The organism is Rhodospirillales bacterium, assembly GCA_016872535.1.
Lineage (GTDB): Bacteria > Pseudomonadota > Alphaproteobacteria > Rhodospirillales > 2-12-FULL-67-15 > 2-12-FULL-67-15.
The window spans coordinates 1-26,192 of the sequence record VGZQ01000044.1; the positions used below are offsets into that span (position 1 = coordinate 1).

24 protein-coding genes are annotated in these 26,192 nt (G+C 64.3%); 13 read left to right on the forward strand and 11 right to left on the reverse strand.

Features of this window, described 5'->3' with window-relative positions:
- The 3 genes from FJ311_09945 to FJ311_09955 form a co-directional block, all read left to right on the forward strand.
- On the forward strand, nucleotides 1–115 hold a 115-nt coding region (locus FJ311_09945; GenBank protein MBM3951763.1), incomplete at its 5' end, for an IS5/IS1182 family transposase.
- A gap of 33 nt (nucleotides 116–148) precedes the next feature.
- Nucleotides 149–553 (forward strand): peptidoglycan-binding protein, encoded by a 405-nt coding sequence (locus tag FJ311_09950; GenBank protein MBM3951764.1) that lies wholly within the window; start codon nucleotides 149–151, stop codon nucleotides 551–553.
- A 3-nt stretch (nucleotides 554–556) separates the two neighbouring features.
- On the forward strand, nucleotides 557–1,561 hold the full coding sequence (locus FJ311_09955) for a hypothetical protein (GenBank protein MBM3951765.1): 1,005 nt from the start codon (nucleotides 557–559) through the stop codon (nucleotides 1,559–1,561).
- Here FJ311_09955 and FJ311_09960 read toward each other — a convergent pair.
- The 3 genes from FJ311_09960 to pxpB are packed head-to-tail and all read right to left on the reverse strand — an operon-like array spanning nucleotide 1,507 to nucleotide 4,284.
- A complete protein-coding gene (locus FJ311_09960; GenBank protein MBM3951766.1) occupies nucleotides 1,507–2,337 on the reverse strand; it encodes a GntR family transcriptional regulator in 831 nt (276 codons plus the stop codon). The two genes, FJ311_09955 and FJ311_09960, sit on opposite strands and share 55 nt — an antisense overlap.
- Nucleotide 2,338: 1 nt before the next feature.
- Nucleotides 2,339–3,370 (reverse strand): biotin-dependent carboxyltransferase family protein, encoded by a 1,032-nt coding sequence (locus FJ311_09965; protein MBM3951767.1) that lies wholly within the window; start codon nucleotides 3,368–3,370, stop codon nucleotides 2,339–2,341.
- Nucleotides 3,367–4,284: a 5-oxoprolinase subunit PxpB gene (pxpB, locus tag FJ311_09970; protein ID MBM3951768.1), complete on the reverse strand. Its 918-nt coding sequence runs from the start codon at nucleotides 4,282–4,284 to the stop codon at nucleotides 3,367–3,369. Before pxpB ends, FJ311_09965 begins: the two co-directional genes overlap by 4 nt.
- A 20-nt stretch (nucleotides 4,285–4,304) precedes the next feature.
- Between pxpB and pxpA the strand changes: the two genes are divergently transcribed.
- From pxpA to FJ311_10010, 8 genes are all read left to right on the forward strand, one after another.
- On the forward strand, nucleotides 4,305–5,081 hold the full coding sequence (gene pxpA / locus FJ311_09975) for a 5-oxoprolinase subunit PxpA (protein MBM3951769.1): 777 nt from the start codon (nucleotides 4,305–4,307) through the stop codon (nucleotides 5,079–5,081).
- The gene (npdG, locus tag FJ311_09980; protein MBM3951770.1) at nucleotides 5,074–5,733 is read left to right on the forward strand and encodes an NADPH-dependent F420 reductase; all 660 of its coding nucleotides are present in this window, start codon (nucleotides 5,074–5,076) and stop codon (nucleotides 5,731–5,733) included. The genes pxpA and npdG overlap by 8 nt, the downstream gene beginning before the upstream one ends.
- A 15-nt stretch (nucleotides 5,734–5,748) precedes the next feature.
- A complete protein-coding gene (cofE, locus tag FJ311_09985; GenBank protein ID MBM3951771.1) occupies nucleotides 5,749–6,516 on the forward strand; it encodes a coenzyme F420-0:L-glutamate ligase in 768 nt (255 codons plus the stop codon).
- Between the two features lie 4 nt (nucleotides 6,517–6,520).
- A complete protein-coding gene (locus FJ311_09990) occupies nucleotides 6,521–7,483 on the forward strand; it encodes a 2-phospho-L-lactate transferase (GenBank protein ID MBM3951772.1) in 963 nt (320 codons plus the stop codon).
- Nucleotides 7,480–8,148 carry a 2-phospho-L-lactate guanylyltransferase gene (cofC, locus tag FJ311_09995; protein MBM3951773.1) on the forward strand — a complete coding sequence of 223 codons (669 nt, stop codon included), beginning with the start codon at nucleotides 7,480–7,482 and terminating at the stop codon, nucleotides 8,146–8,148. The genes FJ311_09990 and cofC overlap by 4 nt, the downstream gene beginning before the upstream one ends.
- Entirely contained in the window at nucleotides 8,145–10,475 is a 2,331-nt protein-coding gene (cofH, locus tag FJ311_10000; GenBank protein ID MBM3951774.1) for a 7,8-didemethyl-8-hydroxy-5-deazariboflavin synthase subunit CofH, read from the forward strand. Before cofC ends, cofH begins: the two co-directional genes overlap by 4 nt.
- A 9-nt stretch (nucleotides 10,476–10,484) precedes the next feature.
- The gene (locus FJ311_10005) at nucleotides 10,485–11,618 is read left to right on the forward strand and encodes an NAD(P)/FAD-dependent oxidoreductase (GenBank protein MBM3951775.1); all 1,134 of its coding nucleotides are present in this window, start codon (nucleotides 10,485–10,487) and stop codon (nucleotides 11,616–11,618) included.
- A gap of 73 nt (nucleotides 11,619–11,691) precedes the next feature.
- Nucleotides 11,692–12,999, forward strand: coding sequence for a hypothetical protein (locus tag FJ311_10010; protein ID MBM3951776.1), 1,308 nt, complete (start codon nucleotides 11,692–11,694; stop codon nucleotides 12,997–12,999).
- 87 nt (nucleotides 13,000–13,086) lie between these two features.
- Here FJ311_10010 and FJ311_10015 read toward each other — a convergent pair whose 3' ends face one another.
- The 6 genes from FJ311_10015 to FJ311_10040 all read right to left on the reverse strand — a co-directional run bounded on the left by FJ311_10015 (nucleotide 13,087) and on the right by FJ311_10040 (nucleotide 19,357).
- On the reverse strand, nucleotides 13,087–14,379 hold the full coding sequence (locus FJ311_10015) for an NAD(P)/FAD-dependent oxidoreductase (GenBank protein ID MBM3951777.1): 1,293 nt from the start codon (nucleotides 14,377–14,379) through the stop codon (nucleotides 13,087–13,089).
- Between the two features lie 3 nt (nucleotides 14,380–14,382).
- Nucleotides 14,383–16,068, reverse strand: coding sequence for a thiosulfohydrolase SoxB (gene soxB / locus FJ311_10020; protein MBM3951778.1), 1,686 nt, complete (start codon nucleotides 16,066–16,068; stop codon nucleotides 14,383–14,385).
- 112 nt (nucleotides 16,069–16,180) lie between these two features.
- A complete protein-coding gene (soxA, locus tag FJ311_10025; protein ID MBM3951779.1) occupies nucleotides 16,181–17,494 on the reverse strand; it encodes a sulfur oxidation c-type cytochrome SoxA in 1,314 nt (437 codons plus the stop codon).
- A 79-nt stretch (nucleotides 17,495–17,573) separates the two neighbouring features.
- Complete coding sequence (locus tag FJ311_10030; GenBank protein MBM3951780.1) at nucleotides 17,574–17,900, reverse strand: thiosulfate oxidation carrier complex protein SoxZ; 327 nt, start codon at nucleotides 17,898–17,900, stop codon at nucleotides 17,574–17,576.
- An 86-nt stretch (nucleotides 17,901–17,986) separates the two neighbouring features.
- Nucleotides 17,987–18,601: a hypothetical protein gene (locus tag FJ311_10035; protein MBM3951781.1), complete on the reverse strand. Its 615-nt coding sequence runs from the start codon at nucleotides 18,599–18,601 to the stop codon at nucleotides 17,987–17,989.
- Nucleotides 18,602–18,730: 129 nt separating this feature from the next.
- A complete protein-coding gene (locus tag FJ311_10040; protein ID MBM3951782.1) occupies nucleotides 18,731–19,357 on the reverse strand; it encodes a thioredoxin in 627 nt (208 codons plus the stop codon).
- A gap of 120 nt (nucleotides 19,358–19,477) precedes the next feature.
- On the opposite strand from FJ311_10040, the gene FJ311_10045 reads away from it, so the two are divergent.
- Complete coding sequence (locus tag FJ311_10045; GenBank protein MBM3951783.1) at nucleotides 19,478–20,647, forward strand: MFS transporter; 1,170 nt, start codon at nucleotides 19,478–19,480, stop codon at nucleotides 20,645–20,647.
- 7 nt (nucleotides 20,648–20,654) lie between these two features.
- Here FJ311_10045 and FJ311_10050 read toward each other — a convergent pair whose 3' ends face one another.
- Nucleotides 20,655–21,938: an EAL domain-containing protein gene (locus FJ311_10050; protein ID MBM3951784.1), complete on the reverse strand. Its 1,284-nt coding sequence runs from the start codon at nucleotides 21,936–21,938 to the stop codon at nucleotides 20,655–20,657.
- A 364-nt stretch (nucleotides 21,939–22,302) separates the two neighbouring features.
- Between FJ311_10050 and FJ311_10055 the strand changes: the two genes are divergently transcribed.
- Nucleotides 22,303–23,568, forward strand: a complete 1,266-nt coding sequence (locus FJ311_10055) for a DUF4102 domain-containing protein (protein MBM3951785.1) — start codon at nucleotides 22,303–22,305, stop codon at nucleotides 23,566–23,568.
- A gap of 828 nt (nucleotides 23,569–24,396) precedes the next feature.
- Here FJ311_10055 and FJ311_10060 read toward each other — a convergent pair.
- Nucleotides 24,397–26,154, reverse strand: coding sequence for a hypothetical protein (locus tag FJ311_10060; GenBank protein ID MBM3951786.1), 1,758 nt, complete (start codon nucleotides 26,152–26,154; stop codon nucleotides 24,397–24,399).
- Between the last annotated feature and the right edge of the window lie 38 nt (nucleotides 26,155–26,192).

Consider the following 26,192-nt stretch of genomic DNA (forward strand, 5'->3'; position numbering starts at 1 on the left):
CATGTTCTGTCGTCTCAAGGACTTCCGGCGGATCGCCACCCGTTACGACAAACGCGCCGACGTCTTCCTCTCCGGCGTGTTCTTGGCCGCCGCCGTAGTATGGTGGGCCAATTGAGTCCGGACCCTAGACCCCTTTCCCGACAACCAATTGTTCGACGGCATCGAAGCCTTCCAGAAAGACCATGCCCTGAAAGTCGACGGCCTCATGCTTGCGGGTGGTCCGACCGAACGCACCCTCAACCGGCTCCTTGCAACCGGCTCCCATCGCTCCGATATTGACGACCATCCGGATACCGGTTCCGGTAGTGGCCTGCCGTCGTGGCTCGATACCCTGGAGGAAGCGTTCAGGGGCGGTCGCGGCGGACGAGGCCGAGGACCTCGCCCCGAGAAGGATTGTGAACGGCTCTATGCGGTCGATTCCGCGATTTGCGGACAAGTGTCGGAAACAAAGGGACCGGCGGCCGGGGGGCGTTGCCGGGCGTCGGCGGCGGAGCGCTACACCGCTTGCCGATACGGACGTCCGATGCCGCCTCTGAACACGGGCGATTGGTGATCGATGAACCCATACCGCGAGACATTGTACGTCAGGGGAGCCGACGGTTCGCTGGAGCCGTTTCCGATCGTCGTCGGCGCTCCGAAGAAGCTGTCCGCGCGGGAATTCGTCTGCCGGGTATCCTGCCCGCCGCTCCGAGCCCCGACCCGAATCCGTTCCTCGGACCCCGAACACGCGTATGCATTGGCCTTCCGCTTCGTGAAGGACATCACGCGGGACTTCGCCCTTCTCGATCGAAACGGCCGCGCCATGGAATGGACGTGCCCGCCCCAGCCCCCGGCGAGGGGCCGACACGCGGGCGGCGGGCGGCGCGTCGCCGCGAACGGACGGCGGGCTAACACGCGGTATCGAAAGACCTTGTTCGCCCGCCGGGCCGACGGCGCGCGCGTCCGTTTCCTGATCGATGTCGGTGCGCCACGGCGGCTGTCCGACGGCCGGCACGAATGCCGCGCGTATTGCTCGGCCCTGAAGAAACCCTTCCATATCCGAGCGGCGACGGCGGCGGAAGCGCGCTTTCTCGCCTTTCGCGCGCTGCGGGAAATCATGGTCGTTTCCGGCCTCCGTTTCACGGGACGCGGAGAAAATGCCGACGAAATTCCGTGCCCGCCCCGGCTTCCGTATTTCGCCGATAACCGACGTTCTCCGGAATCGGCGTTGGCGCCGCCCCGAACGCGCGGATCGACACCCAAGCCGTTCCGCAAAATCTTCCGCGCCAGGGACGTCGACGGCAGGGCATTCCGTTTCGAGGTACGCATCGGGACGCCGACGAAAATATCGGACCTGGAATACGAGTGCCGCGTTTCTTGTCCGCTCCTGAGAACGCCCGCGCGCGTCCGCTTTGTCAATCCCGCGGGCGCCTATGCTCTCGCGTTTCGGACCGTCGAGAATTTGCTTCTCTATGCCGGCGTGCGATTGATTGAGCGCGACGGAACCGCCGTCGGATCACTGCGCGCTTACCCCTTTTCCGCCAGCAAATCGATATCGAGGCGCGCGCAGTCGCCGCGATAGGCCATTTCGGCGACGTAGATGGCCGTGCCGTCGCGGTCGGTGACGACGCAGCGCACCTGGGCGGTGGGCGCGTTCAAGGGCACGCGCAGGTATTCGGCGACCTCCGGGTCGGCGCCGCCGATGGTGACGGTGTTGGAGGCGGCGGCGATCCGTCCGCGCGCTTCGCGCACCAGGATGGGCAGCGCCGTGTGGGCGCGGAAATCTTCCGGCGCGCGGTCGTAGACGGCGCGGTCGAGGTGGACCGAGACCACGGCGAACGGCTCGCCGTCCCGGTACTGGACGCTCCGCAGGTAGCGATACCCGGCGGGCGCGGGGCGGCCCTCGCCGGGGCCGAGGCGCGGTTCGGCCGGCGGATCGGCGACGTGCACGAACTTCGGCACGTTGACGGCGATGATCCGGCAGAGGGAGTCGAGGTCGGTCGCGAGCCGGAGCCAGCGCCGCTCCGGCACCTCGCGCGCGACGAAGGTGCCCTTGCCCTGCTGGCTCCAGACCAGGCCTTCCTTCTGCAGCAGTTCGACCGCGAGGCGCACAGTGACGCGCGCGACCCGGAATTCGCGCTCGAGTCCTTCGAGGGTGGGGAGCCGCTGGCCCGGCGCGTAAGCGCCGTCCTCGATCTTGCGGCGCAGCAGCCCGGCGAGCTGGATATAGAGCGGCACCCGGCTCCGCCCGAAGGCGCGGGAAAGGGAGTCGTTTTTTTTGGATCGCTTTCGCGTTTGTTGGAACGCGCCCCTACCGGGGCGACCGCGCGGGGTGACACGGACTTTTGTTGCGCTCATCTCAGTCTCCTTCCGCGCCGCTGACCGCGCCGCTGACCAGGTTGGCGGCGTAGAGCTGGGCGAGGTCCATGTCGCCCGCGCCCGCCGAAACGAGATCGGCGGCGAGGCGCTCGATCCGCGCGGCCTCGGCGCGGGCCAACTTTTGCGCGTCTTCCACCGTGACCGCGGCGAAGCGCACCGCGTCGCCCGGCTTCAGGCGCCCGGCGCGCGGCAGGTCGGCGCTGCACACGGTCGCAATCTTCGGGTAACCGCCCGAGGTCTGGCGGTCGGCGATCAGCAGCACCGGGCGGCGGTCGCCCGGCACCTGGAGCGTACCCGAGGCAATGCCGTCGGAAAGAATGTCGTGGCCCTTCGCGTGCGGCAGCTCCGCGCCCTCGAAGCGGAGACCCATGCGGTCGGAATTGCGCGCGACCGTGTAGGTGGAGGAACAGAGAATGCCGAGGGCTTCGGGCTTGAACAAATCGTCCTGCGGGCCGGGAACGATTCGGAGCGGGGTCTTGTCTTCCCGCGGCGGATCGGCCAGCGCCGCTTCGCCCCGTTCGGAGGCCTGTGCGCGCTTCAAGGGGAGCGCGTCGCCCGCCTGCAGGGCGCGACCCTTGAAGCCGCCGAATTTTCCGCGCGCGTAGGTGGAAAGGCTGCCGAGCACGGGCGGAAGGTCGAATCCGCCCTCGAACGCCAAGTAGGCGCAGACCGGCCCGCCGGTGCCCTTGACGACGATGCGTTCGCCCTTCTTCGCCGTCACGCTGCGCCACGGCGGAAACGTCCGCGTCGATTCTCCCTCGATCGCGAGGGTACCGCCGAGGGCCGCGAGGGCGACCCGGACACTCGCGCCCTCCACCTCCAGCGACGGGCCCGAAAGCAGGATTTCGAGCCCGGCCTCGTAAGGCGCATTGCCGACGAGGGCATTGGCGAGCCGCAGCATGACGGGATCGAGCGCGCCGGAAACGGGCACGCCTTGCGCTTGGAATCCAAAGCGGCCGCGATCCTGGACCGTGGTGTGGATGCCCGGTTGCTTGACGAGGAGGGCGGTCATGAGGAGCCCCCGCCTTCCCGAGCGTCATTCCCGCGCAAGCGGGAATCCACCTGGACCCCCGCTTTCGCGGGGGTGACGACGATGTTGTCCTCGATCTCCACCGTGCCGCGCCCGGACGTCCACTCGGCGCGGATCGCATCAAACGTCGCGCGGTCGACGGGGCAGAAGCGGACCAGGTCGCCGGGCGCCAGCAGCGCGGGCGGCGATTTTGCCATGTCGCAGAGTTCCACCGGCACCTGCCCGATCAGCCACCAGCCGCCCGGGCTTTCGAGCGGATAGATGCCGGTCTGGCCGATGGCGATGGCGAGCGAGCGCGCCGGCACCTTGACGCGCGGCGTCTTGCGGCGCGGCAGGTTGAGCGGGTCCGGCACGTCGCCCATGTAGGCGAAGCCGGGCAGGAAGCCGAGCATGTAGACGTGGTAGTCGACCGAGGCGTGGAGGCGCGCGGCGTCCTCGCGCGAAAGCCCGGCGATCTGGGCGGCCTCGGCGAGGTCGGGGCCGAATTCCTCGTCGTAGCAGGCGGGCATGTGGACGCGGCGCACCTTGCGGTGGCGGGCCGCGCCCGCGCCGATCAGGGCGCGCACCTTGACGACGGCGGCGGCGAAATCGAGAATGAGCGGGTCGTAAAAGACCAGCAGCGAGCGGAACGACGGCACCGTTTCGGCGACGCCGGGAATGGCGGCGGCGGCGATGGCGTCGGCCAGGTCGTAGACCTTCTCGCTGACGGCGCGGTCGATGCGATCGCCGAATTCCACCACCAGGGCGGCGTCGCCCTGGGGCCGGAACCTCGGGTAGTCCTTCCCGGTTGCGCTTTCGGCTTTGGGCACGGTTCCAAACCCCGTTGACCGCAAACGATAAAGAGACGATGTTGTTCTATACTTGATAAAAGTTTTCCGGGCAATTATCCTGTGCATCCCCGGCAAGGAATTTTCACATGGCCCCCGCGATCAACCTCAACGCCGACATGGGCGAAGGCTTCGGCGCCTACGACATCGGCAACGACGACCTGCTGCTCTCCATCGTCAATTCCGCCAACATCGCCTGCGGCTTCCACGCCGGCGATCCGACCGTGATGCACGGCCTGGTCCTCGACGCGAAAAAGCACGGCGTCAGCATCGGCGCCCACCCCGGCTTCAACGACCTGTGGGGCTTCGGGCGGCGGCGCATCGACATGAAGCCGGCCGACCTCGAATACATGGTCGCCTACCAGGTCGGCGCGCTGCAGGGGATCGCCCACTACGCCGGGACCAAAGTCACCCACGTCAAGCCGCACGGCGCGCTCTACAACATGGCCTCCGAGAACGAGGACTACGCGCTCGCCATCGGCCGCGGCATCAAGACGGTCGATCCCTCGCTCATCTACGTGCTGCTGTCGGGCTCGGTGATGGAAAAAGCCGCCGAAAAAGTCGGCCTCAAGTACGCGCGCGAGGGCTTCGTCGACCGCACCTACGAGGACGACGGCAACCTGACCTCGCGCAAGATCGAGGGCTCGGTGATCCGCGATCCGAAGGTGGCGGCCGAGCGTGTGGTGCGCATGGTGCTCGACGGCGAAGTCACCGCGCGCTCGGGCAAGAAGATCAAGCGCCGCATCGATTCGCTCTGCATCCACGGCGACGAGCCGACCTCGGCGGCCGTGGGCAAGGCGGCGCGCGACGCCCTGGTCGCCGCCGGGGTCCGCGTCCTGCCGCTACCCGAGATGCCGCTTGGCTGAGAAATCCATTATCGCCGTGATCGGCGGCACCGGGGCGCTCGGCTCCGGGCTCGCCAAGCGCCTCGCGCGCGCCGGCCACCCGGTCGTTATCGGCTCGCGCGATCCGGCCAAGGCGGAAGCCGCCGCCCGCGACATTCCGGGCGCGCGCGGCGCGGGCCAGGCCGACGCGGCGCGCCAGGCCGCCATCGTCATCCTCGCCGTGCCGTTCGCGAGCCAGGCCGACACGCTTGCCGCCGTTTCGCCCCATTGCGCGGGCAAGCTCGTCATCGACACCACCGTGCCGCTGGTGCCGCCCAAGGTCGGCACCGTGCAGCTGCCGCCGGAAGGCTCGGCCGCGCTCAAGACCAGGAAACTCATCGACGCGGGCGCGCGGGTGGCGAGCGCGTTTCACAACGTCTCCGCCGCCAAGCTCCAGGCCGAGGGCGAGATCGCCTGCGACGTGCTGGTGTTCGGCGACGACGCGGCGGTGCGCGACGAAGCGATCGCGGTGGTGAAGGCGGCGGGCCTGCGCGCCTTTCACGGCGGGCCGCTCGCCAATTCGGCCGCGGCCGAGGCGCTGACCTCGGTGCTGATCACCGTCAACCGACTCTACAAGGTGGACGGCGCCGGCATCCGGCTGGTCGGCCAGAAAGCGGACGGAACCGCATTGTAACGGGAGGCTGTCGGCGTGGCCGTCACCCTGATCGCCCTTCCCGGCCTGCCCAGGGTGCGCGCGGGCGACGACCTGGCCCTCCTGATCGGGGCCGCATGCGCGCGGGAAAACGTGCGCCTCGCCGACGGCGACGTGGTCGCCATCGCGCAGAAAATCGTCTCCAAGGCGGAAGGGCGGACGGTCGATCTCAAAACCGTGACGCCGTCCCCCCGCGCGCGCGAGATCGCGGCCCGGGTCGGCAAGGACGCGCGCCTGGTGGAAGTCATCCTTTCCGAATCGCGGCGGGTGGTGCGCGAAGCGCCCAACGTGCTGATCGTCGAGCACCGGCTCGGCTTCGTCATGGCCAATGCGGGCGTGGATCAATCCAATGTGGGGCAATCGAACGTGGAAGGCGAGGACATGGCATTGCTGCTGCCCGGCGATCCGGACGAATCCGCGCGGCAGCTGAAAACCGATTTGGCGGCGCGCGCGGGCGCGAAGCTCGGCGTCGTCGTCACCGACAGCTTCGGCCGTCCCTGGCGCAACGGCGTGATCGGCGTCGCCCTCGGCGCCGCCGGCATCCCGGCGCTGCTCGACAAGCGCGGCACGCCCGACTTGTTCGGCAGACCCTTGCGGGTGACCGAAATCGCGCTCGCCGACGAAATCGCGGCCGCCGCGTCGCTGTTGATGGGCGCGGCGGACGAAGGAATCCCGGTGGTGATCCTGCGCGGGCTCGCGCTCGCCGGCCCGGAGAAACCGGCGCGCGCGCTGATCCGCGATCCGGCCCTCGATCTGTTCCGCTGACCTCATGACCCCGCCCCTTCCTTCAGGACGCGTGTTGCTTCTTTCCGGTGGCGTCGGCGGCGCGCGCTTGGCGCGCGGGCTCGCCCAGGCACTTCCCGATCCGGCGCTGCTTTCGGTTGCCGTCAACACCGCCGACGATTTCATGCACCTCGGGCTCGCCATCTGCCCCGACCTTGACACGGTGCTTTACACCTTGGCCGGCCTCGAGAACGCGGAGCAAGGCTGGGGGCGCTCGGACGAAACCTGGTCGTTCATGGCGGCGCTGGCGAAGCTTGGCGGCGAAACCTGGTTCAGGCTCGGCGACAAGGATTTGGCGCTGCACGTCTTCCGCACCCGCGCGCTGGCCGAGGGGCGGACGCTGTCGACGATCACGGCGGAGGCCGCCCGCATCTTCGAGATCGCGTCCGAAATCCTGCCCATGACCGACGACCGGGTGGCGACCGTGGTCGAAACCGACACGGGTACGCTTTCCTTTCAGGACTATTTCGTGCGCCGGCATTGCGAACCGCGGGTCAAGGGTTTCCGCTTCATCGGCGCCGACGCCGCCCGGCCGCTGCCGCGATTGATGGCGCTTCTCGCCGATCCGAGCCTGCGCGCGGTGGTGATCGGGCCGTCGAATCCGTTCGTCAGCGTCGCGCCGATTTTGGCATTGCCGGGTGTGAGCAAAGCGATTCAAGCTTGCACGGCTCCCGTGATCGCCGTGTCGCCCCTGGTCGGGGGGCACGCGGTCAAGGGGCCGGCGGCCAAGATGATCGCCGAGATGGGCGGCGCGCCGGGCATTGCCTGGATCGCCGAGCATTACGCCGGGCTGATCGACGGCCTGGTGATCGACGAGGCCGACCGGGACGCCGCCCGGGCGATCCGCGGCCCTCGGGTGCGAATCGCCAAAACGGTGATGCGGAGCGACGCCGATCGCGCCACACTGGCGGGCGACGTGCTCGCCTTCGCCGAGGAGATCCGCGCGTGACGCCCGCCCCCATGTTCGCCCTGGTTCCGGTTCGCGCGCTGACGGACGCCAAGCGGCGCCTTTCACCCCTGCTCGACGCCGGGGAACGCGCGGCGCTCGCGCGGGCGATGCTGGAAGACGTGATCGAATGTCTGTCGCGCGCGCCGTCGGTCGAGGGAATCGCGGTCATCACCGACGACGCCGACGCGGCGCGGGTGGCCTCCGATTTCGGGGCGCTCGCGCTGCCCGACACACCGGAAGGGGGACTCAACGCCAGCCTGGAGGCGGCCGCGGCCTGGGCGCGCGGGTCGCATGCCGAACGCGCCCTTCTCGTCCTGCCCGCCGACGTGCCGGGCGCCATGCCCGACGACATCGCCGCGTTGGCGGCCGAAAACGCCCATGTCGTGCTCGCGCCCGCCCGCGACGGCGGCACCAACGCGCTCCGGCTGCGCCCGGACGCGAAAATACCGTTCGCGTTCGGGCTCGGAAGCTGCGCCCGCCACGCCGCAAACGCCCGCGCCGCCGGATTGTCGGTCGTCGTCGTCGAGCGGCCCGGCCTCGCCCTCGACCTCGACCGGCCCGAGGACGTCGCCCTTTACCTCGCCCGCGCCGGCACCTCGCGCACCCTTGGACTCCTGCACCGGCTCGGCGTCGCGCGCAGACTCAAGGAGAAGGCCACGCCATGAGCGAACTTCTCCAGCGCGCCGCCGAGGGCGCCCGGCTCGCTGACGGCGAGATCGCCGCACTCGCCCATATCAACACCGCCTCGTTGCTCGCAGCCGCGCGCGCGCGCCGTGACCTCGGCCACGGCAGCCTCGTCACCTATTCGCCCAAGGTGTTCATCCCGCTCACCAAGCTTTGCCGCGACGTTTGCGCCTATTGCACCTTCGCGCGCTCCCCGCGCGAAGTCCCGCCCTACCTGACGCCTGACGAAGTTCTGGCGATCGCAAAAGCGGGCGTGTCGGCCGGCTGCCGCGAGGCGCTGTTCACGCTCGGCGACAAGCCGGAAGCGCGCTGGGACGCAGCGCGCGATGCGCTTGAGGCGCTCGGGTATCCGAGCACGCTCGCCTACCTCGCCGCCATGGCTAGGCTCGTCCGCGACGAAACCGGACTGTTGCCGCACCTCAATCCCGGCGTCATGAGCGAGAACGATTGCCGGAACCTGAAGCCCGTTTCCGCGTCCATGGGCGTGATGATGGAAAGCCTCGCCGAGCGCCTCGCCGCCAAAGGTGGCCCGCATTTCGGCTCGCCCGACAAGGTGCCGGCCGCGCGGCTCGCGACTCTGGAGGCGGCGGGGCGGGCGCGTGTGCCGTTCACCACCGGGATTCTGGTCGGCATCGGCGAGACCGAAGCCGAGCGGATCGAGACCCTGCTCGCCATCCGCCGCGTCCACGAGTCCTTCGGCCATGTCCAGGAGATCATCATCCAGAATTTCCGCGCCAAGCCGGGCACCCGCATGGCCGATACGCCCCACGCCGACGGCGATGCGCACCTGCGCGCGATCGCGTTGAGCCGTCTCATTTTCGATGCGTCCATGAGCGTGCAGGCGCCGCCGAACCTGAGCCCAGGCGTGCTCGAAGACCTGATCGCGGCCGGAATCGACGACTGGGGCGGCGTGTCGCCGGTAACCCCCGACCACGTCAACCCGGAAGCGCCGTGGCCGGAAGTGCGCGAATTGGAAGCGCGCACGGCCGCTGCCGGCAAGACTTTGGCCGCGCGCCTCGCCGTCCGGCCCGCGTTTCAGCGCGCGGAGGACGATTGGCTCGATCCGGCCATGCGTCCGGCGGTGCTGCGCCTCGCCGATGCCGATGGGCTCGCGAGCGGGGACTGGATCGCGGGCCAAACGCGCGTGCCGCCGTCACTATCCGCTCCCGGATTGGGACCCTCGGGCTTGGCCGCCGTCACCGCGCGGGCGCGCGACGGCAAGCTTCTCGCCGAAACCGAAATTCGCGCGCTGTTCGCCGCGCGCGGGGCCGATTTCGCCTTCGTGCGGCGCCAAGCCGACATGCTTCGGCGCGAAGCGGCGGGCGACGCCGTCAGCTACGTGGTCAACCGCAACATCAACTACACCAACATCTGTTCTTACCGCTGCGCGTTCTGCGCCTTTTCCAAGGGGCGCGGCAAGGACGCCGCGCGCGATCCCGCATACCTCCTGCCCGCGTCCGAGATCGCGGCGCGGACGGCGGAAGCCTGGGCGCGCGGCGCGACCGAGGTTTGCCTGCAAGGCGGCATTCATCCCGATTACGACGGCCATACCTATTTCGCCATCCTCGCCGCCGCCAAGCGGGCGGCACCCGCGATCCATGTGCACGCCTTTTCGCCGCTCGAAATCCATCACGGCGCCGAGACTCTCGGTCTTTCTGCCGCCGAGTTCCTGGCCGAATTGAAGCGCGCGGGGCTCGGGTCGCTGCCCGGCACCGCGGCCGAAATCCTCGACGACGAGGTGCGTGCGACCCTTTGCCCCGACAAAATCCGTAGCGGGCGCTGGCTCGAGATCGTCGCGGCGGCGCACGCCGTCGGACTGAAAACCACCGCCACCATCATGTTCGGCCACGTCGACGCGCCCGAGCACTGGGCGCGTCATCTGCTCCGCATCCGCGACCTGCAACGCGAAACCGGCGGCTTCACCGAGTTCGTGCCGCTGCCGTTCGTGCCGATGGAAGCGCCGATCTTCCGCCAAGGCCGCGCCCGCCGGGGGCCCAGTTTCCGCGAGGCGGTGCTGATGCATGCGGTCGCGCGGCTCGCGCTTCATCCCTGGATCGGCAACATCCAGACCTCGTGGGTCAAGATGGGGCCCGAGGGCGCAGCCGTCGCGCTTGAGTCGGGCGCCAACGATCTGGGCGGAATATTGATGAACGAAAACATCACCCGCGCGGCGGGCGCGGTCTTCGGCCAGGAAATGCCGCCCGAAGCCATGGACGCCCTGATCCGGCGCATGGGCCGTGCGCCTCGCCAACGCACGACCCTTTACGGCACGCCGACGGCGGAGCGTACCGTACAAGCGGCCGAATAACGGAACCCGATGGATACCATCGACACGGCGGTGATCGGCGCGGGCGTGATCGGGCTCGCGGTCGCCCGGCACCTCGCCCAAGAAGGACGCGAGGTGGTGGTGCTGGAAGCCGCCGACGCCATCGGCACCGTGACCAGTTCGCGCAATTCCGAGGTCATTCACGCCGGCATTTATTATGCCAAGGATTCGCTTCGCGCGCGCCTCTGCGTTCCGGGCAAGCGGGCGCTCTATCGCTACTGCGCCGAACACGGCGTCGGCCATCGCCGTACCGGCAAGCTCCTGGTCGCGGTCGAGGAAGCGGAAGTCGCCGGGCTGGACGCGATCCGCGCCAGGGCCGCCGCCAACGGCGTCGGGGATTTGAAACGGCTGGAGGCGGCCGAGGCGCGCGCGCTCGAACCGCAGCTCCGCTGCCGGGCGGCGCTCTTTTCGCCCTCCTCCGGCATCGTCGACAGCCACGGACTGATGCTCGCGCTGCAGGGCGACGCCGAAACGCGCGGCGCGATGGTCGCATTCAACAGCCCGGTCACGGGCGGCGAAGCGCGCGGGGACGGCATCGACCTCGAGGTCGGCGGCGCGACGTCGGTCCGGGTGCTGGCCCGCACGGTCGTCAATTGCGCCGGGCTCGGCGCGCAGGCAATCGCGCAGTCCATCCGCGGCGCGCGCGCGGACGCGATCCCGCCGCTCCATTGCGGCAAGGGTAGCTATTTCACCCTCGCGGGCCGCTCGCCCTTCCGGCACCTGATTTACCCGGTACCGGGGACCTCCGGCTGGCTCGGGGTACATGTCACCCTCGACCTCGCCGGGCGCGCCCGTTTCGGACCCGATCTCGAATGGGTCGCGGAGCCGAACTACGATGTCGATCCCGCCCGCGCCGACAAATATTACCCGGCCATCCGGCGCTATTGGCCGGGGCTTCCCGACGGGGCGTTGCAGCCGGGTTACGCCGGTGTACGCCCGAAGCTGGCTCCGGCCGGCCAGCCCGAGCGAGACTGGGTGATCGCGGGGCCCGAGACCACCGGCGTTCCCGGCCTGATCAACCTGTTCGGAATCGATTCGCCGGGGCTGACCGCGTGCCTCGCCATCGCGGACGCGGTCGGGCGCAAGCTCGATCTGCCGCCCGATCCATTGCTTGGCCTTTCGTAAACGCCCCCTTCCGTCGCATCGGCTTTCGGCCTACTATATCTGGTGTCGCCCTTAGGGGAAGGACGCGAGAATTATGATTCGCCCTATAGCCACGATAATCGCCGCCGGATCGTTGCTCTGGTCCGGGGGCGCGGACGCCAACCCGCTCGAAAAGGAACTCGCCTCGATCCTGGTCGATCACCCGCAGATCCAGGGCGCGATCAAGAACATCGAAGCCGCCCGCTACGGCATCGAGCGCGCGCGCGGACCGATGTTCCCGCGGATCACCGTCACCGGCGACACCGGCCCGGAAGTCGTCGATTCGCCCACCACGCGCGCGAGCGAATCCGGCAGCGACGTCGCCCGCACCCACATCATCGGCGGCGTGACGGTGACCCAGAACGTGTTCAACGGATTTCTCACCACCACCCAGCTGCGCACCGCCGCGATCAACAAGGCGCTGACCGAGGTGACGCTGCGCGGCACGACCCAACAGGTGCTGTTCGAGGCAATCCAGGCCTACGTCGACGTGCTCAAGCAGAAGCGCCTGATCGAAATCGCGCGCGAGACCGAAGCAACCATCCAGCAGCAGCTGGAACTGGAGGACGAACGCGTGCAGCGCGGCACCGGCATCACCGTCGACGTCCTGCAGGCCAAGTCGCGGTTGCAGATCGCCAAGGAAAAGCGGGTCAACTTCGAGGGCGCGCTACAAGACGCGATTTCCAAGTACACCCAGGCTTTCAACCGCCCGCCGCCGATCGAGACCATGACCGATCCGCGCGTGCCGGCGGAAATCGTGCCGAGCAGCCTGGAACAGGCGATCGAAATCGCCACTTCGGAAAACCCGTCGCTCGCCAACAGCGGCAACAACGTCGAGCTGGCCCGCGAAAAGCGCTCCCTGATCGCCGCCGAGCTTTATCCGGTGGTCGACATCGTCGGCAAGAGCAACTACGAGCACAACCGCAACACCACGCTGGGTACCCGGCGCGATTATTCGCTGGTACTGCAGGCGACGTGGGATTTGTTCAGTGGCTTCGCCACCCGTTCCGGCCAGGCGCAAACCGCCTACGAATACGCCGCCGTCCGCGATGCCCATCGCCACGCCGTCAACAAGGTGATGGAACAGACCCGCATCGCCTGGCAGGCGGTGCTGACCGCGCGCGAACGCCTGGAACTCCTCGAAAATGCGGTCAACATCGCCTCCGAAGTGTTCGATTCCCGGCGCGCACTGCGCGAGGCGGGGCGCGAAACGGTGATCAGCGTTCTCGACGCCGAAAACGAGGTCAACAACGCCCAGATCAACCTCACCGGCGCGACCTACGAAGAACGGGTCGCCGTGTTCCAGCTGCTGCTGGCGATGGGGCGGCTCAACGCCACCTTCCTCAACATCGCCGTCGAATAGGCGCGGAACACTCTCGTCCTGAGCCTGTCGAAAGACGAGGCCGAAGAGTGCCCTCATGCTTCGACAAGCTCAGCATGAGGGCGTTTCTTAAGCGGTGAAGGCGGATTTGAAAATCTCGGCTTCCCACGCCCGGCGCTTGGCGAGGTTGCCCGCGCCCGGGACCGGATCGCCCGACGGTTTCATGTCGATGGCCGCCTCGGCGCCAGCGCCGGCGCCGGCGGTCAACGTGAAATCGGTTTCGATGGCGAGCGCCCGGTCGGGCGCCGCCAACGGATAGCAGGCGACCCGCACGCGGACCTCCGGGTCGGCGCCCCGCGCCAGGCCGAGGGCGCGGACGATGGCGCGGGCGGCGAGCCGGCCCGTATCCCAGGCCGCACCGCCGTTCTTGCCGAACGGGTTGCGCGCCGCGTCGCCGACCGCATAAAGGGTATCGACCTTGCGGCTTCGTTGGGTCAGCGGATCGACATCGACGAAGGCGTCCCCTGCCATCGCCAGGCCCAGTTCCGTGATCGCGCCCCAGGCCCGGTTGGGCGGAATCAACGATAGAAGATCGTAGGCGAATTCGTCGCCGTCGGCGGTCAGCACCTTGCGCGCGGCCGCGTCTACCCGCTGGATGCGCGCCTGCGGCACGTATTCGATCCGACCGGCGAAGGCGTCGATCGCCGCCTGGAAACCGGCCGCGACCGAGGCGGGCTGCGGGGTCGGCCAGGAGTCGATCAGCACGATCCGGCCGTCGCCCCTCTTTTGCAGGTGCCCGGCCAGCAGCAGGGCGAATTCGTAAGGCGCCGGCGGGCACTTGAGCGCGCCGACCGGCACGCCGATGACCGCCGTGCCGCCGGAAAGATTCTCGATCCGCCGCCGCAATTCGGGCAGATGGGCGCGATTCCACGGCGTCAGGTTGTCCTTCGCCGCGACGAGCCCTTCCACCGCCTCGGGCGCGAGGCGGACGCCGGTCGCCAGCACCACGGCCGTGTATTCGAAGGTTCCGGCGGTGGTGACAACCGTCCTACGCGCCGGATCGATGGCCTGGGCCTCGGCCTTGATCACGCGCGTGCCGAGCTTCGCGAGCCCGGCGTATGAACGGCCCGCGGCATCGACCGGGCGCAGGCCGAACGCCACTTCCAGCGCCGACGAACCCGGCAGGAACGTTTCATTCGGCTCGATCAGGATCGTTTCGATTGCGGGGGCGAGCCGGCGCAATTCGGCCGCCGTCGCCGCGCCTCCGAATCCGCCGCCGACGATCACCACGCGCGGACCCTTCGGCCGATCGACCGGCGCCTGCGCCCATAAGGCGGGCGCCGGCAACGCGCCGCCGAGGGCAAGCGCGCCGAGACCGCGGACCACGCGGCGGCGGCTCAAGGATACGCGAAGAACCGTCATCGCTCAGACGACCTTGACGCGCGACACGGGGGCGATCTTGACCCGCTTCACCGAGCGCAGGTAATTGGCGACCACGTCGTAGGCGGGAGGTCCATCCACGTCGTTGACGCTGGCCCATCCGGTCGCCTTGTACTTCTTGTTCAGGTCCATCGGCTTGCCGCCGACGGTGAGGTCGGCGATGCGCTGGCCGATCTTCTTTTTCGGATCGATGGTATAGCCGACGCCGCCGACGCGCACCATGTCGCCGCCCTGGCGGTAATAGGGGTCGTCGTTGAACAGGTTATCGGCGACATCTTCCATGATCGTCTTGATCTCCGCTCCGGTCAGCTCGCGTGTCCAGGTGTTGGGATAACTCAGCGCGGTGTGGGTGAAAGCGTCCTCGTAGGTGATCGGCTGGCCGGGTACCAGCGAAACACCCCAGCGGAAGCCAGGCGAGAAGGCGACCTCGGCGTCGTAGTGCTTGAGCAGCGCGTCCAGCACCACTTCGTCGAAGGTGCCGTTGAAGTTGCCGCGCCGGTAGAGAACGCTCTCGGAAACCGCCAGCACTTCGGAGAGCTTCTTTTCGTGCGGCGCGCGGATTTTTTGGATCAATGCGGCCATATCGGGGTCGGCCGGAATATGGCTGGCGAGCACCGGGATCAACTTGAAGCGATGGGCTTGGATTTTCTTGTCGCGCACGTCGAGATCGAGCCGGCTGAGATACTTGCTGTGCGCGCCCGATTGCAGCACCAGGGTCTTGCCGACCTGGAGCGCGCGCGGGATCGCGTCGTGGGTGTGGCCGCCGAGAATGACATCGAGGCCCTTGACCCGGCTAGCGAGTTTGATGTCGACCGAAAAGCCGTTGTGGCTGAGCAGCACAACCAGATCGACCTTCTTCTCGTCACGCAGTTCGTCGATGTAGCGCTGGAGCTGCTCTTCCTGGATGCCGAAGGTGAGATCGGGCACGAATTTGCGCGGGTGCGAGATCGGCGTGTAGGGGAACGCCTGGCCGATGACCCCGACCGCGACGCCGCCGACCTGGCGGATCGCGTAAGGCTTGAAGACCGGTTCCTTCCAGATCACGTCCTGGACGTTGTGGGCGAGGAACTCGCCTTTGAACAGGCCGCGTTTTTCCAAGTCGCCGAAGTATTCCTTGACCTTGTCGATGCCGAAGGTGAATTCCCAATGGGGCGAGAAGAGATCGACGTCGAGCAGATTGATCGCGTCGACCATGTCGCGACCTTCGCTCCAGGTGCTGGTGGCCGAGCCCTGCAGGGTGTCGCCGCCGTCGCAGAAGAGAACCTTGCCGGGACGCTCGGCGCGGATGCGCTTGACCAGCGTGGCGATATGGGCGTAGCCGCCCATCTTGCCGTAGCGCCGCGCCAATTCCGCAAAATCGATATGGGTGAAGGCGTGCGCGTCGAGGGAACCCTTGGCAAAACCGTAGTATTTAAGGGCCGCCTCGCCGGTGACGAAGGGCGGCTTTCCCGCTTCGTCGCCGACCGGAAGCAGGGTGTCCGGTTCGCGGTAGTGGACCGGCAGCAGGGTCGCGTGGCTATCGGTCATGTGCAGCAACGTGACGTTGCCGAGCGATTCGAAGTCGAGCAGCCGCTCCGGGCTGATCGCCTGGGCCAGGGTTGCGCGCGGCATCAGACCGGAACTCGCGGCGATCGCCGCCAGGGCCATGAAATCTCGGCGCGTTACTTCCATCGTTTCCCACTCCCGAAAAAACGGTTCACGCTGTTGTGATCTCTTGCGTCTCTCGCGCGACCGCCGCCCCCTCGCGGGGGCGGCGGCGTTGAACGTCACCCCGGAACCGGGCTTAGTGCCGGATGCCGGGCGCGGTCAGCGGTTTGCCCTGGCCGAAGGAGGACAGGTAGAACTCCAGCTCCGCGTACTCGACCGAATCGGCGGCGAGGTAGTTCATGCCGAGCGGCGTCATGCACCACTGGAAGCGCTTGCGCGGATCCCACACCTTGGTGAAGTTGGTACGCCAGAGCGGGAAGTGGTTCATCATTCCCGATTCCAGCGTCGCCAGCAGACGGCCGCCCAGGAACTTGTTGCCGCCCTTGCCCGGCTCCTCCAAATGGCAGTCGGCGCAGGCATGGTTGCGCTGGCCGGAGCGCTTGTTGAAGGTCGCCTCGCCGCGCTTCAACGCCGCGCGGGATTCAAGGCTGGTCAAGTCGAGATTGAGCGGCATGCCGTTCGATTGCAGCTTCACCAGCATGCTCATGTTGAGATTGATGTCGCTTTGGGAGGGCATGTCGATGCCGGTAGTGGCGGGGCTGTGCGATTGGAGGAAGTCCTCCATCGCCATTATCCGCCGGTATTCCCCGACATATCGGGGATAGCGCGTCGCCACACCCTTCATCGCCTTTTCGACGCCGCCCTGGTGGCAATCGGCGCACGCCTTGCCTTTCGGGCCTTTCCTGGCCCAGTCCTTTTCCGCCGATTCGGCGGCGAGCAGCGCCGGGTTGTTGGTGGGATCGAGCGGATCGCCGAAGCCCACCGGCTTGGCCCGGGTGTTGGGGTCGCGCTGCGGATCTTTTTCCGGCGGCAGGTCGCCCTTCTGGGTCTTGAGGAATTCGACCACGTGGACGATCTGCTGCGGCGTGAGAATCCCGGCCGAGCCCCACGGCGGCATGATCGATTCGGGATACACCGCCCGAATGTCGTAGATCATCTGATAGAGCTCGTCGTCGGAATAACCGGCGTCGCCGAGCTTCTGATGGTCGGGGCCGATATTGCCCGCGGGCCATACGTCGTCGCCGCGAATGAGATGGCAACCGGTGCAGGGGCCGAGCCCCCGGTTCATGTAAATCTTCCGGCCTTCGGCGGCATTGCCTTTCAAGTCCTTGGGCATGGCGACTTTCCGGATCGCCGGTTCAGGACGATGATCGTCGTAAGCCTGGGTGCGGAATTGGCTGAAGTCCGGCCTTACGCCGGAAAACGGTCCTTCCTTGTAGCGGACGTGCTGGGGCTTGCCGTCCTTGATCTCGACCTTGCCTTGGGCCTCCGGCAGCGCCTTCGATTCCCACTTGACCGGCGGATACAGCACGTCCGCGCACGACGCCAAGCCGAAGGCGCCGGCGACGAAGACGCCGGCAATGACAAAACGCTTCGTATTCGGAATCATAATGAGCCTCCCTTGATTGTGTTTCTTGGCGGGGCCGTTGTCCGGCCCTCGTTATTTGACGACGTCAACGAAGCGGCGATCAGCCGCCGAACTTGATATCGACCGAGCCGACGTGTTTCTGGCCGGTGGTGTCCTCGAACGCGATTTCGAGCTTGCCCGGCTTGTCCGCCTTCATCTTGAACGCCAGCACCGGATTGGCGCTGATCGACTGCGTCAATTGCGCGTTCATCAGCTCTTGGCCGTCAAACGTGACGCGCGCGGTGTGGATGAAGTTATAGACCTTGTCCACCGTCTTGCCGTCCGCGCCGCGCTGGATGATTTCCATCGGATGCGGCACCAAGGCGCGAACCGTAATGATCTCTCCCTGCTTGATGGTTTTCGGGACGCGAATGCGAACTTCCGCCATGATTGTTACTCCCACCTGAAAGTTTCACCGTGTGCGGCGGGAGCGTTGCCGCTCCCGCCCGTGTTCAGCCGAAACGAATTCGGAATTCAGCCGCCGCAGCCGCCGACGGTCACCTTGATCTCGTTCTTCACTTCGAAGAGCGAGCCGTCGCTCATTTCCGCGATCGCGCGGAATTGCGTGGTTTCGCCGAGACGGACGTTGGTTTCGACCGTCGGACGGCCCAATGCGGGCGAAAAATTGAACTTGGCGGACATCGGCCGGCGGTTCTTATCGGCGATGAAGTAGACCGCCTTGACGTACTTTTGCGAGGTCGGATCGACGTTGATCTCGAGCTTGACCGGCACCAGCGAACCGTTCTCGGCGATCAGCTGGGTGTCGAGCTTCATCAGCGACGCCCCGTCCTGAATCTTGCGGTCGCCGAACAGCCGCTTGAGGGTGGCGTCGATCTTTTCTTCCGGCTCGGGCTTGCCGACCGCGGACGCGGCCGGAAACGGCAGGGCGAGGCCGGCGCCGAACAGGCCCGCGACCGCGGCCACGCCGGCGAGACGCGACGCCAGCCCGAGGACCGAGCGGCGGCGAAGGGCAAAGTGGAATGGATGCATGTGTGTTCTCCCGAAACTTGATACGATGAGGGCCGAGCGTTGGCGTTTGTCTTGGCGACGTGCGATGGCTCGGTCCATAGACCGCGCCAAAGGCCGCATTGAAAGTACTCCCTTACTACAATCGAATATTAGGAGTCTATTATTTCTTATATTGCATCGCACTATCACCGGAAAAAGTAGTTTATTGATAGTGTAGGATTATCGAAACTATAGATATATTAGATAATTCTAATTTTTCTTTTCTCCGCCTTCCCGCCGCGCTGCGGATTTTTCGACGATATAACGCTGGAAGTCCTGGTGGGCGTAGCGCTTTTCGTGGACGTACTCGAACATGCTGATGAAGTGGAACGGACGGAAATAGCCGGGCATGCGCGCCACCTCGGCGTCCGCGCCCTTCTTGCCTTTGATCTCGTCCACTGTTTCGGGGAAAAACTGCAGAGTGGGCGTGAAATTGATCCGGTATTTGCGCGCGAAGTCCTTCTCGCGCAGCTTTTCGCCGTCGAAGTCCGTTACCTCGCGGTCGCCCCATAGATTGAGCTGGATGACGGCGAAGCGCTCCTTGATGTAGGCGGCGGTCTTGGCGTCGGCGAGATTGATCCGGTGCAGATCAAAGCAGTAGGGGCAGCCGCGCTGTTCCCAGAGTAAGACCAATCGCTTCTTCTTGGCCGTGGCCTCGGCGAGGTCCTCCGCCAGTTCGAGAAACGACTGGACAAACCAGTCCTGCTTGTAGAGCCCGTCGTCGCCCATCGCCGGCTCGGCCGCAACGGCCGCGCGCCATGGGCAAGCGGCAAGAAGCGGAAAAGCCAACAGGCTGCGCCGGGAAACGCCAATGATCGGGCCGCGGGTTGAATCCATTTTCGTCGTCCCCCGGGCGGCAGCATCGCAGCAAGGGTCCCTCCGCTCAAGCCCGTCATCGCACGCGCCGATGGACGCCAGGACTGCTACAATACCTTCTCCGAGATCGACCCGCCCGCCATGCTTCGCCTGCTCGAATCCCTCTCCCGGCCCGGCCCGGCCGCGTTTCTCGCCCTCTTCTTTCTCGAGGCCGTCGGGCGCACCCTGCTGATCGCGGTCATTCCGCTGCAGGCGCTCGACATCCTGGGCAATGCCCGCAACGTCAGCGTGCTTTATTTCGGCGCGAGCTGCTTCGGGCTTCTGTTCAGCTTCGCCATCCCCTGGCTGATCCGCCATATCCGTCGGCGCGGCGTGGTCGCGCTCGGCGCCGGGGCGAACCTTATTGCCGCCGCCCTGCTGGCGACGGAAACGGCGACCGGCTTGGCGCTTGGATTGTGGCTGCACATCGTCGGCACCGCGTGCCTCGAGATTCCCTTCAATCTCTATGTTCTCGATTACGTCCGCCGCAAGGAGCTCGGCCGGTTCGAACCTAACCGGATTTTCGCCGCCGCCACCGGCTGGACCCTGTGCCCCGCGCTCGGGGTCGCGCTCAGGGCCCACGTCGCCCCGTGGGCGCCGTTCGCCGCCAGCGCGGCGGCGGTTTTGATCCTGTTTTTCTATTTCCGCCGGATGCGCGGCACCGACGAGCCGCCCCGGCCGCCCGTGGTGCCGGCCAATCCGCTGCGCTACGTGCCGCGTTTCTTCGTCCAGCCCAGGCTCCGTCTCGCCTGGACGCTGGCGGTGGGGCGAGCGGGATGGTGGATGATGTTTTTCGTCTACGCCCCGCTTTACGCGGTCGCGGCGGGTCTCGGCGAAGTGGCGGGCGGCACTATCGTGTCGGCCGGCGGCGCCGCGCTGTTTTTCACCATTCTTTGGGGATGGATGGCGCGCCGCTACGGAATGCGCAAGATGCTGGTCGCCGGCCATGCCGGGGCTGCGGTCTGCACCGCGGCGGTCGCGGCGGCCGGAGGCGAGCCGCTGATCGGCGCGTATCTCCTGGTCGCGGCGGCGCTGGCGGCGAGCGTGATCGACGGCGTCGGGAATTCGCCTTTCCTGCGCGCGGTCCATCCGCTCGAGCGCGCCGAAATGACCACCGTCTTCAACACTTTCCGCCACGTGGCGCAGATCGTAACGCCGGGCGTCTTCGCCATGCTGCTCAACACATTCGACTTAGCCGCGGTCTTTTTGACCGGCGGCGCGTCCATGGCGGTGCTGGCCGCGCTCTCGCTTTACATTCCGCGGCGCATGTAAGCGCCGATTAGGCGGGCTGGGTCAACAGGCGGTCGACGTAAAACCCCTGGTAGAGCCTGACGCCCAGTTCCTGGCCGACGTCGATCGCCGTCTGATCGTCGACGCGCGAGAAAACGACGCGCACGCCGGCCTCCTGCAAGGCGTGAACGTCGTCGCGGCGGTCGGGCAAAACCGTTTCCGCGTTCTGACGCCAAAAGACCTTGGCCATCTCGACCTGCAACCGGCTGAGATTGACCAATCCGACCGTCTCCGGAAACATGGCGTCGACCGCGATGCGGCCGCCGTGCGAGCGGATCAGGTCGCAGGCGACCGAGAACTCGTCGAAATTCTGGATGATGTTGGCTTGGCGGAATTCGAACAGGATGTTGCCGAATGTCGATTCGTCGGTCGCATCGAGGAATTCCTCGAACCCGCGCGTGAAGACGCTTTCCACGTTCATGTTGAGCGAACAATTCACGCCGTCGGGATTGCTCTGGCGAAACGACGTCAAGACAATCTGGTCGAGCAGGATGGTGAGCTGATTGAACAGGTTGCCGCTGCCGCGCATTTCGACGCCTTTCAGGGCATGGCGGCGCAGCAAGTCCATGCTGGCGTAGTATTCGCGCATGATCTGGACCGGCGGCTGACCGGAGGCGATTTCGGAAATCGGCTGCGCGCGGATGAAGGCGCGGGCAAAATCGCGGGCGCCCAACTCACGGCTGACATCCTCGACCAATTTGATGTCGTTGATGTGCAGCGAGCGGAGCTTGGTCGGTTGCGGTGTCGGGACGGGCGCGGCCGCCACCGCCGCCAGCGCCGTCGCCGCCACGGCCTGTGGCGACGGATCCGCGGCCGGCACGGGCGCGACGCTCATGCCCGTTTCGGCCTGCGCGAACCGCTCGACCAGGGCGATGGCGTTGCCCAACCGCTTGCCCAGGTTGACGACCCGCAGAAGCCGGGTCTGGTCCACCAAACCGAAGTGATCCGGGAAATGGCGCTGAATCAAGCGCAGGAGATTGACGCGGAGGTCGGTGGTGAGCGCGACCTCCCGGTTCTCGGTCAGCTTGAACAGCAGCGCGCGCTCGGTTTCGCTGAGATCGTACAGCGCGCCGTCGTTGCGGTCGCGGCTGTGGATCAGCGCCTTATTGAAGTCGGACCAGAATTCGGGTGTCGTCTCGGTGGTCGGCAGCACGCTGATCGACACCAGCAGCAAATGCGTTTTTTCAGGACGCGATTTACCGACCCAACCTTGCAACAGCTCCAACAGCCGCGACGGCGACTGTCCGAGCATCGGGATAGCTTCATCGTTCATCGGCTACCGGCTTCGAGGCTTATCGCCCGTAAGGCCCCCCGCACACGGCGCGCTGGCGCCGCCCCGCCGCCCTTTTGATCAGTATGGCACAGGAACCAACGGAATGAAATTGACCTCGTCCGTCCGGCGGCGGGCGGGTTAACCAAAATCGCGTGGAACGGGAAAGGTGGTGGGCGCACCAGGACTCGAACCTGGGACCCGCTGATTAAGAGTTAGTTCGGGTCGTTTTCGCCAGCTTTCGATCCTTTTCGCCAACACACGACAACTTACTGATTCGACTAGCACTAAACACCAACCCGCCTACATTTGGTTTCGCCACCCTACGCCACGCTTTCCTCTCTGGTGGTAGCCCGGTGGTAGCCCGATGGAAGCAACGGAAAGTCCAAGGAGGACACACATGCTTACTCGCAAGACAGTCACAAAGATAAGTGTCGATCAGTTGCAGCCCGGAGCAACCATCTGGGACACTACGCTGCCTGGCTTTGGCGTCCGGGCCCGGACAGGAGCCAAGACTTATTTCGTCAAAATACGCATCGGCGGCCGCCAGAAGTGGATCACCCTCGGCAAGCACGGTCCCCTGACCCCGGAAATCGCGCGTCGGGAGGCTTTCCGCATTCTTGGCGACGTTGTTGCCGGCAACGATCCGCTGGCCGCAAAAAAGCTGAAACAGATCGAAAGCCTTACCGCCTTCGACCGGCTGGCCGAGGATTACGTCAAACGCGTAGCCATGAAGCAAAACCGCTCCTGGAAGGAAACGGAACGGATTTTCAAGCGATACGCCATCCCGGCTTGGAAGAACCGTCCTGTTAGCGAGATTACCCGCGCCGACGTCGCCCGTCTGCTCGACCGCATCGAGGACAAGAACGGTCTGGTCATGGCCGATCGGGTTCTGGCCCAGATCAGACGCCTCTTCAACTGGCACGCCACCCGCGACGACAAGTTCATCTCCCCTATCGTCCAGGGCATGGCCCGGGTCCGTCCGCGGGAAGGGCCAAGAACACGTATCCTCTCAGATGATGAATTACGGGCGTTGTGGAAAGCGACGGAGGATACCCAACCGACGCTGTTCGGCCCCCTTGTCCGGCTACTCCTCTTGACGGCCCAGCGTCGGGACGAGGTTGCGTGTGCCAGCTGGTCCGAGATCGTCGGAAACGAATGGATCATCCCCGCAGAGCGTTACAAATCCAAACGCGCCAACACCGTGCCTTTAACCGCGACTGCTACAGCTCTCTTTGGGGCCCTCCTCAAGAGCGGTCCATACTGCTTCACGACCGACGGGGAAAACCCGTTTTCCGGCTTTTCCAAGGCAAAAAACGCCCTTGATAGGAAGATGCTGGCTACCCTCAAAGAAGAAACGGCAACCCGGGGCGGAAGCCCAGACGACGTAAAGCTCGAGCCCTGGGTTCTGCACGACCTACGCCGAACCGCCAGAAGCTTGATGTCGCGCGCAGGGGTGTCGTCGGACGTGGCTGAGCGCGTTCTGGGCCACGCAATCAACGGCATTGCGGGGGTCTACGATCGCCACGACTACAAAAACGAGAAGGCCGAGGCCCTGAGAAAGCTATCGTGGCTCGTTGAAAGCATCATAAGAAGCCACGAGACTAAACCCCAGTTGAGGGTCGTTGCCTGACGTGCGAGGCGCGAGGCACCTGGCGGCGGGATGCTTGTCGCTCCTGCCGCCGGCGCAGCCTTATGTCGCGGCGAAGATCACGCAACAACCCTCGCGTAGTGATCGCCGATCCCTTTTCGGCAAGTCCAAAGCTCTCGGCCGCCCTGTTAACCAGCACGGCCGTTTCCATTTGATAAACCATCTCGGATTCACGGATTTGCCGGCACAAGCGCAGGTAAGCCTTGAGATGCATCCTCATCGGCCGAAACGGGATGGGGCCGAATGTCGACGAGTCACCCAAAAGTTTTCTAAGTTTAGACGCACGTCTAAGGGCACGCCTCCCCTCTCGCTCGCGTTGGCAAGCATAGCCGAGCTTCGCACAGCGCCGGCAAAGTAACTCCCCCCAAGACAAGTAAAGAAACCGTGCCCGCAATTGACAGCGGGGACAGAAAAAACAGGGTCTCGCCAGATCGATTCCGCACCCCTCGATAACCGCTCGAACTTCGGTCTCTATAGGTAGAACCGCCACGCCCTCAATCCGAAGACGCAACCGGCTATCCGCTTCAATAAGGGCCAGAATGCGCCCCAATATCGTATCCCTCTCCCCATCCTTCCACTCAATCCGAATGCCCGTCCCAGGAGGGTGCTTCAAACCCGCGCGAAACCAAAAAGCGTCCATACGCCAAGTCTGTTCCACTAAGCCTTTTGTTTTGTGCGGTTGACCGGGGTGGGTGTCGAAATTCACGGGCATATTGAGAGCCTGCTCTGCTATACGATTTGGGCCCCATATGAAGTTATGAGCCAGTTCAGTTCGGTGCCTCTAAATAAATCTTATCTAAGCTGTTAGCTTCAGCCGCTGTTCACAGCACGCTTATCAATGTATTGAGTGTTCCCTAAATCAGGGCTGACTTCTTCCCAGTCATAGGCCCGCCCCAATACATTTTTCTCAAATTGCTTGCGCACATCACTTAGGCGAGGGAACCGATAGCAATTCACAATGCCTGATGAGTTGTTAGATTGATTCCCAGCAGAATTTGAATTAGCAGTATCACATTGATAAGGATTGTGATCTGGTTTTGCCTTAACACGATAACAGCCCAAATCTACTTTTACAAATCTTCCAAACTCATGTTGTGATTTTGGATGGCTTTTTGAATTAGCGCGCTCCCAGTGTCTATAAGCAGAAAATATTTCCTGGCAAGACACTGTTAAACCATTCCTAAAATCGAGAACAATTGTAGAGAGCGATGTCCCCAGGAAGCTTTCACGTATCTCATACGTATTTCTTCCTTCTTTCAAAACTTCAAAAAAGAACCTTTGAATGGGGCTAAACGATGCAATGATTTGCTCGATCAGATCGGAGGTAATGACTGGGGCCTCAAACGGATTGAATTTTGATATATCCCTGTTCAATAACCAATGCATCAAGGCAGACAATCCACCCTCGCTATTCATCCAATCTGCAAGCTTTCGGAAATATGCGCTATCACCAACGCGTTCATCAGACACCCTACACACAAGAAAGCGCCTTTCCCCTATAGATGCGGGAACAACCCACGATTCATTAGATGTAATAAATAATCGAGAATATGAGGGACTTTGCCTCGGTTGACGAAACTTTGCTTCAATATTTCTTGAGGGTGCCGTGATGAGGTCCTTCAGTACGCCTTCACCAGCTTTATCGCCCGCCCAAAACGCTTCCTCTGCCTGAATTAGCAGGGCATTACCCAATTGAGCATCAAATTTGCCAATCAGCCTGGCGCTTTGCGAAATGGATAAATAATGGTCTTTACCTACAATTCTACCAAGCACCTGCCCCACTAAGCTTTTGCCTGCCCCCTTCCCCCCAAGCAAAACAACGGCAAAAGTTGGCTTTTCATTGGGTTTTTGAACCAGGTGAGCGCAAAAATCGTGAAATGAATCCGCAATCTTTTTGTCGCCATTTGCTACAACGTTTTCAACATGATCAAGCCACGGATCAATATCCCCTTTGATCGGCTGAACAGGCCACCCCTTCCAAATATTTAGCTTATTTTTAACAACGCGATCTTTGCCTGGCTCAAAAACAATTCCGTCATACTCTTTTCTATGAGGTGATACCATCCACAAAGAAAAATGTTTAACTGGCTCACCATCTATAAAATGCCGGTGAGTTGCGAAAAAACGCGCAGCATCTTGTTGCGATGCCAATACGATTTCTTCATTTTTCTGGATGGCTACAAAAAACCTCCCCTCGTCGTTTATAGCGGCGCACGTTTCATTCAATTTTTTTACAGCCAGATCATCCAAAAGTTCACTAACCTTAAATCTTCTGATTTCTGCCTGTATAAGATTGCAAACAATTTCATCAGTTGAAATCGAGTTTCTCTTTGCCAGTCTTTTTATCAATGGATGGGAGGCAAAAATTTCTGGGTTTCTGATAAGACAGTTCAACCAAGGGCTTTGGGAATAAATTGCCGCCCACAACTTGTCGTAGAAATCGGCCGTAGGTTCAACGTTGATGGCATTATTATTTGCAACGATCTCGTTAACATCGCTGCTTGCCTTAAGCTCACCTTCGCTTAAGTCGCCAGAAAGAAATTGCGCGAAGAGATCATCATCCTGCATGGCGCAGTTCCTTTGCGTCTTTTTTTATTGCTAATTAT

What these genes read in the sequence shown, in the direction of transcription:
- FJ311_09955 (MBM3951765.1), top strand. Translation starts at nt 557, where the DNA reads ATGAACCCATACCGCGAGACATTGTACGTCAGGGGAGCCGACGGTTCG.
- FJ311_09960 (MBM3951766.1), bottom strand. Translation starts at nt 2,337, where the DNA reads ATGAGCGCAACAAAAGTCCGTGTCACCCCGCGCGGTCGCCCCGGTAGG.
- FJ311_09965 (MBM3951767.1), bottom strand. Translation starts at nt 3,370, where the DNA reads ATGACCGCCCTCCTCGTCAAGCAACCGGGCATCCACACCACGGTCCAG.
- pxpB (MBM3951768.1), bottom strand. Translation starts at nt 4,284, where the DNA reads ATGCACAGGATAATTGCCCGGAAAACTTTTATCAAGTATAGAACAACA.
- pxpA (MBM3951769.1), top strand. Translation starts at nt 4,305, where the DNA reads ATGGCCCCCGCGATCAACCTCAACGCCGACATGGGCGAAGGCTTCGGC.
- FJ311_09990 (MBM3951772.1), top strand. Translation starts at nt 6,521, where the DNA reads ATGACCCCGCCCCTTCCTTCAGGACGCGTGTTGCTTCTTTCCGGTGGC.
- cofH (MBM3951774.1), top strand. Translation starts at nt 8,145, where the DNA reads ATGAGCGAACTTCTCCAGCGCGCCGCCGAGGGCGCCCGGCTCGCTGAC.
- FJ311_10005 (MBM3951775.1), top strand. Translation starts at nt 10,485, where the DNA reads ATGGATACCATCGACACGGCGGTGATCGGCGCGGGCGTGATCGGGCTC.
- FJ311_10010 (MBM3951776.1), top strand. Translation starts at nt 11,692, where the DNA reads ATGATTCGCCCTATAGCCACGATAATCGCCGCCGGATCGTTGCTCTGG.
- FJ311_10015 (MBM3951777.1), bottom strand. Translation starts at nt 14,379, where the DNA reads ATGACGGTTCTTCGCGTATCCTTGAGCCGCCGCCGCGTGGTCCGCGGT.
- soxB (MBM3951778.1), bottom strand. Translation starts at nt 16,068, where the DNA reads ATGGAAGTAACGCGCCGAGATTTCATGGCCCTGGCGGCGATCGCCGCG.
- soxA (MBM3951779.1), bottom strand. Translation starts at nt 17,494, where the DNA reads ATGATTCCGAATACGAAGCGTTTTGTCATTGCCGGCGTCTTCGTCGCC.
- FJ311_10030 (MBM3951780.1), bottom strand. Translation starts at nt 17,900, where the DNA reads ATGGCGGAAGTTCGCATTCGCGTCCCGAAAACCATCAAGCAGGGAGAG.
- FJ311_10035 (MBM3951781.1), bottom strand. Translation starts at nt 18,601, where the DNA reads ATGCGGCCTTTGGCGCGGTCTATGGACCGAGCCATCGCACGTCGCCAA.
- FJ311_10040 (MBM3951782.1), bottom strand. Translation starts at nt 19,357, where the DNA reads ATGGATTCAACCCGCGGCCCGATCATTGGCGTTTCCCGGCGCAGCCTG.
- FJ311_10045 (MBM3951783.1), top strand. Translation starts at nt 19,478, where the DNA reads ATGCTTCGCCTGCTCGAATCCCTCTCCCGGCCCGGCCCGGCCGCGTTT.
- FJ311_10050 (MBM3951784.1), bottom strand. Translation starts at nt 21,938, where the DNA reads ATGAACGATGAAGCTATCCCGATGCTCGGACAGTCGCCGTCGCGGCTG.
- FJ311_10055 (MBM3951785.1), top strand. Translation starts at nt 22,303, where the DNA reads ATGGAAGCAACGGAAAGTCCAAGGAGGACACACATGCTTACTCGCAAG.
- FJ311_10060 (MBM3951786.1), bottom strand. Translation starts at nt 26,154, where the DNA reads ATGCAGGATGATGATCTCTTCGCGCAATTTCTTTCTGGCGACTTAAGC.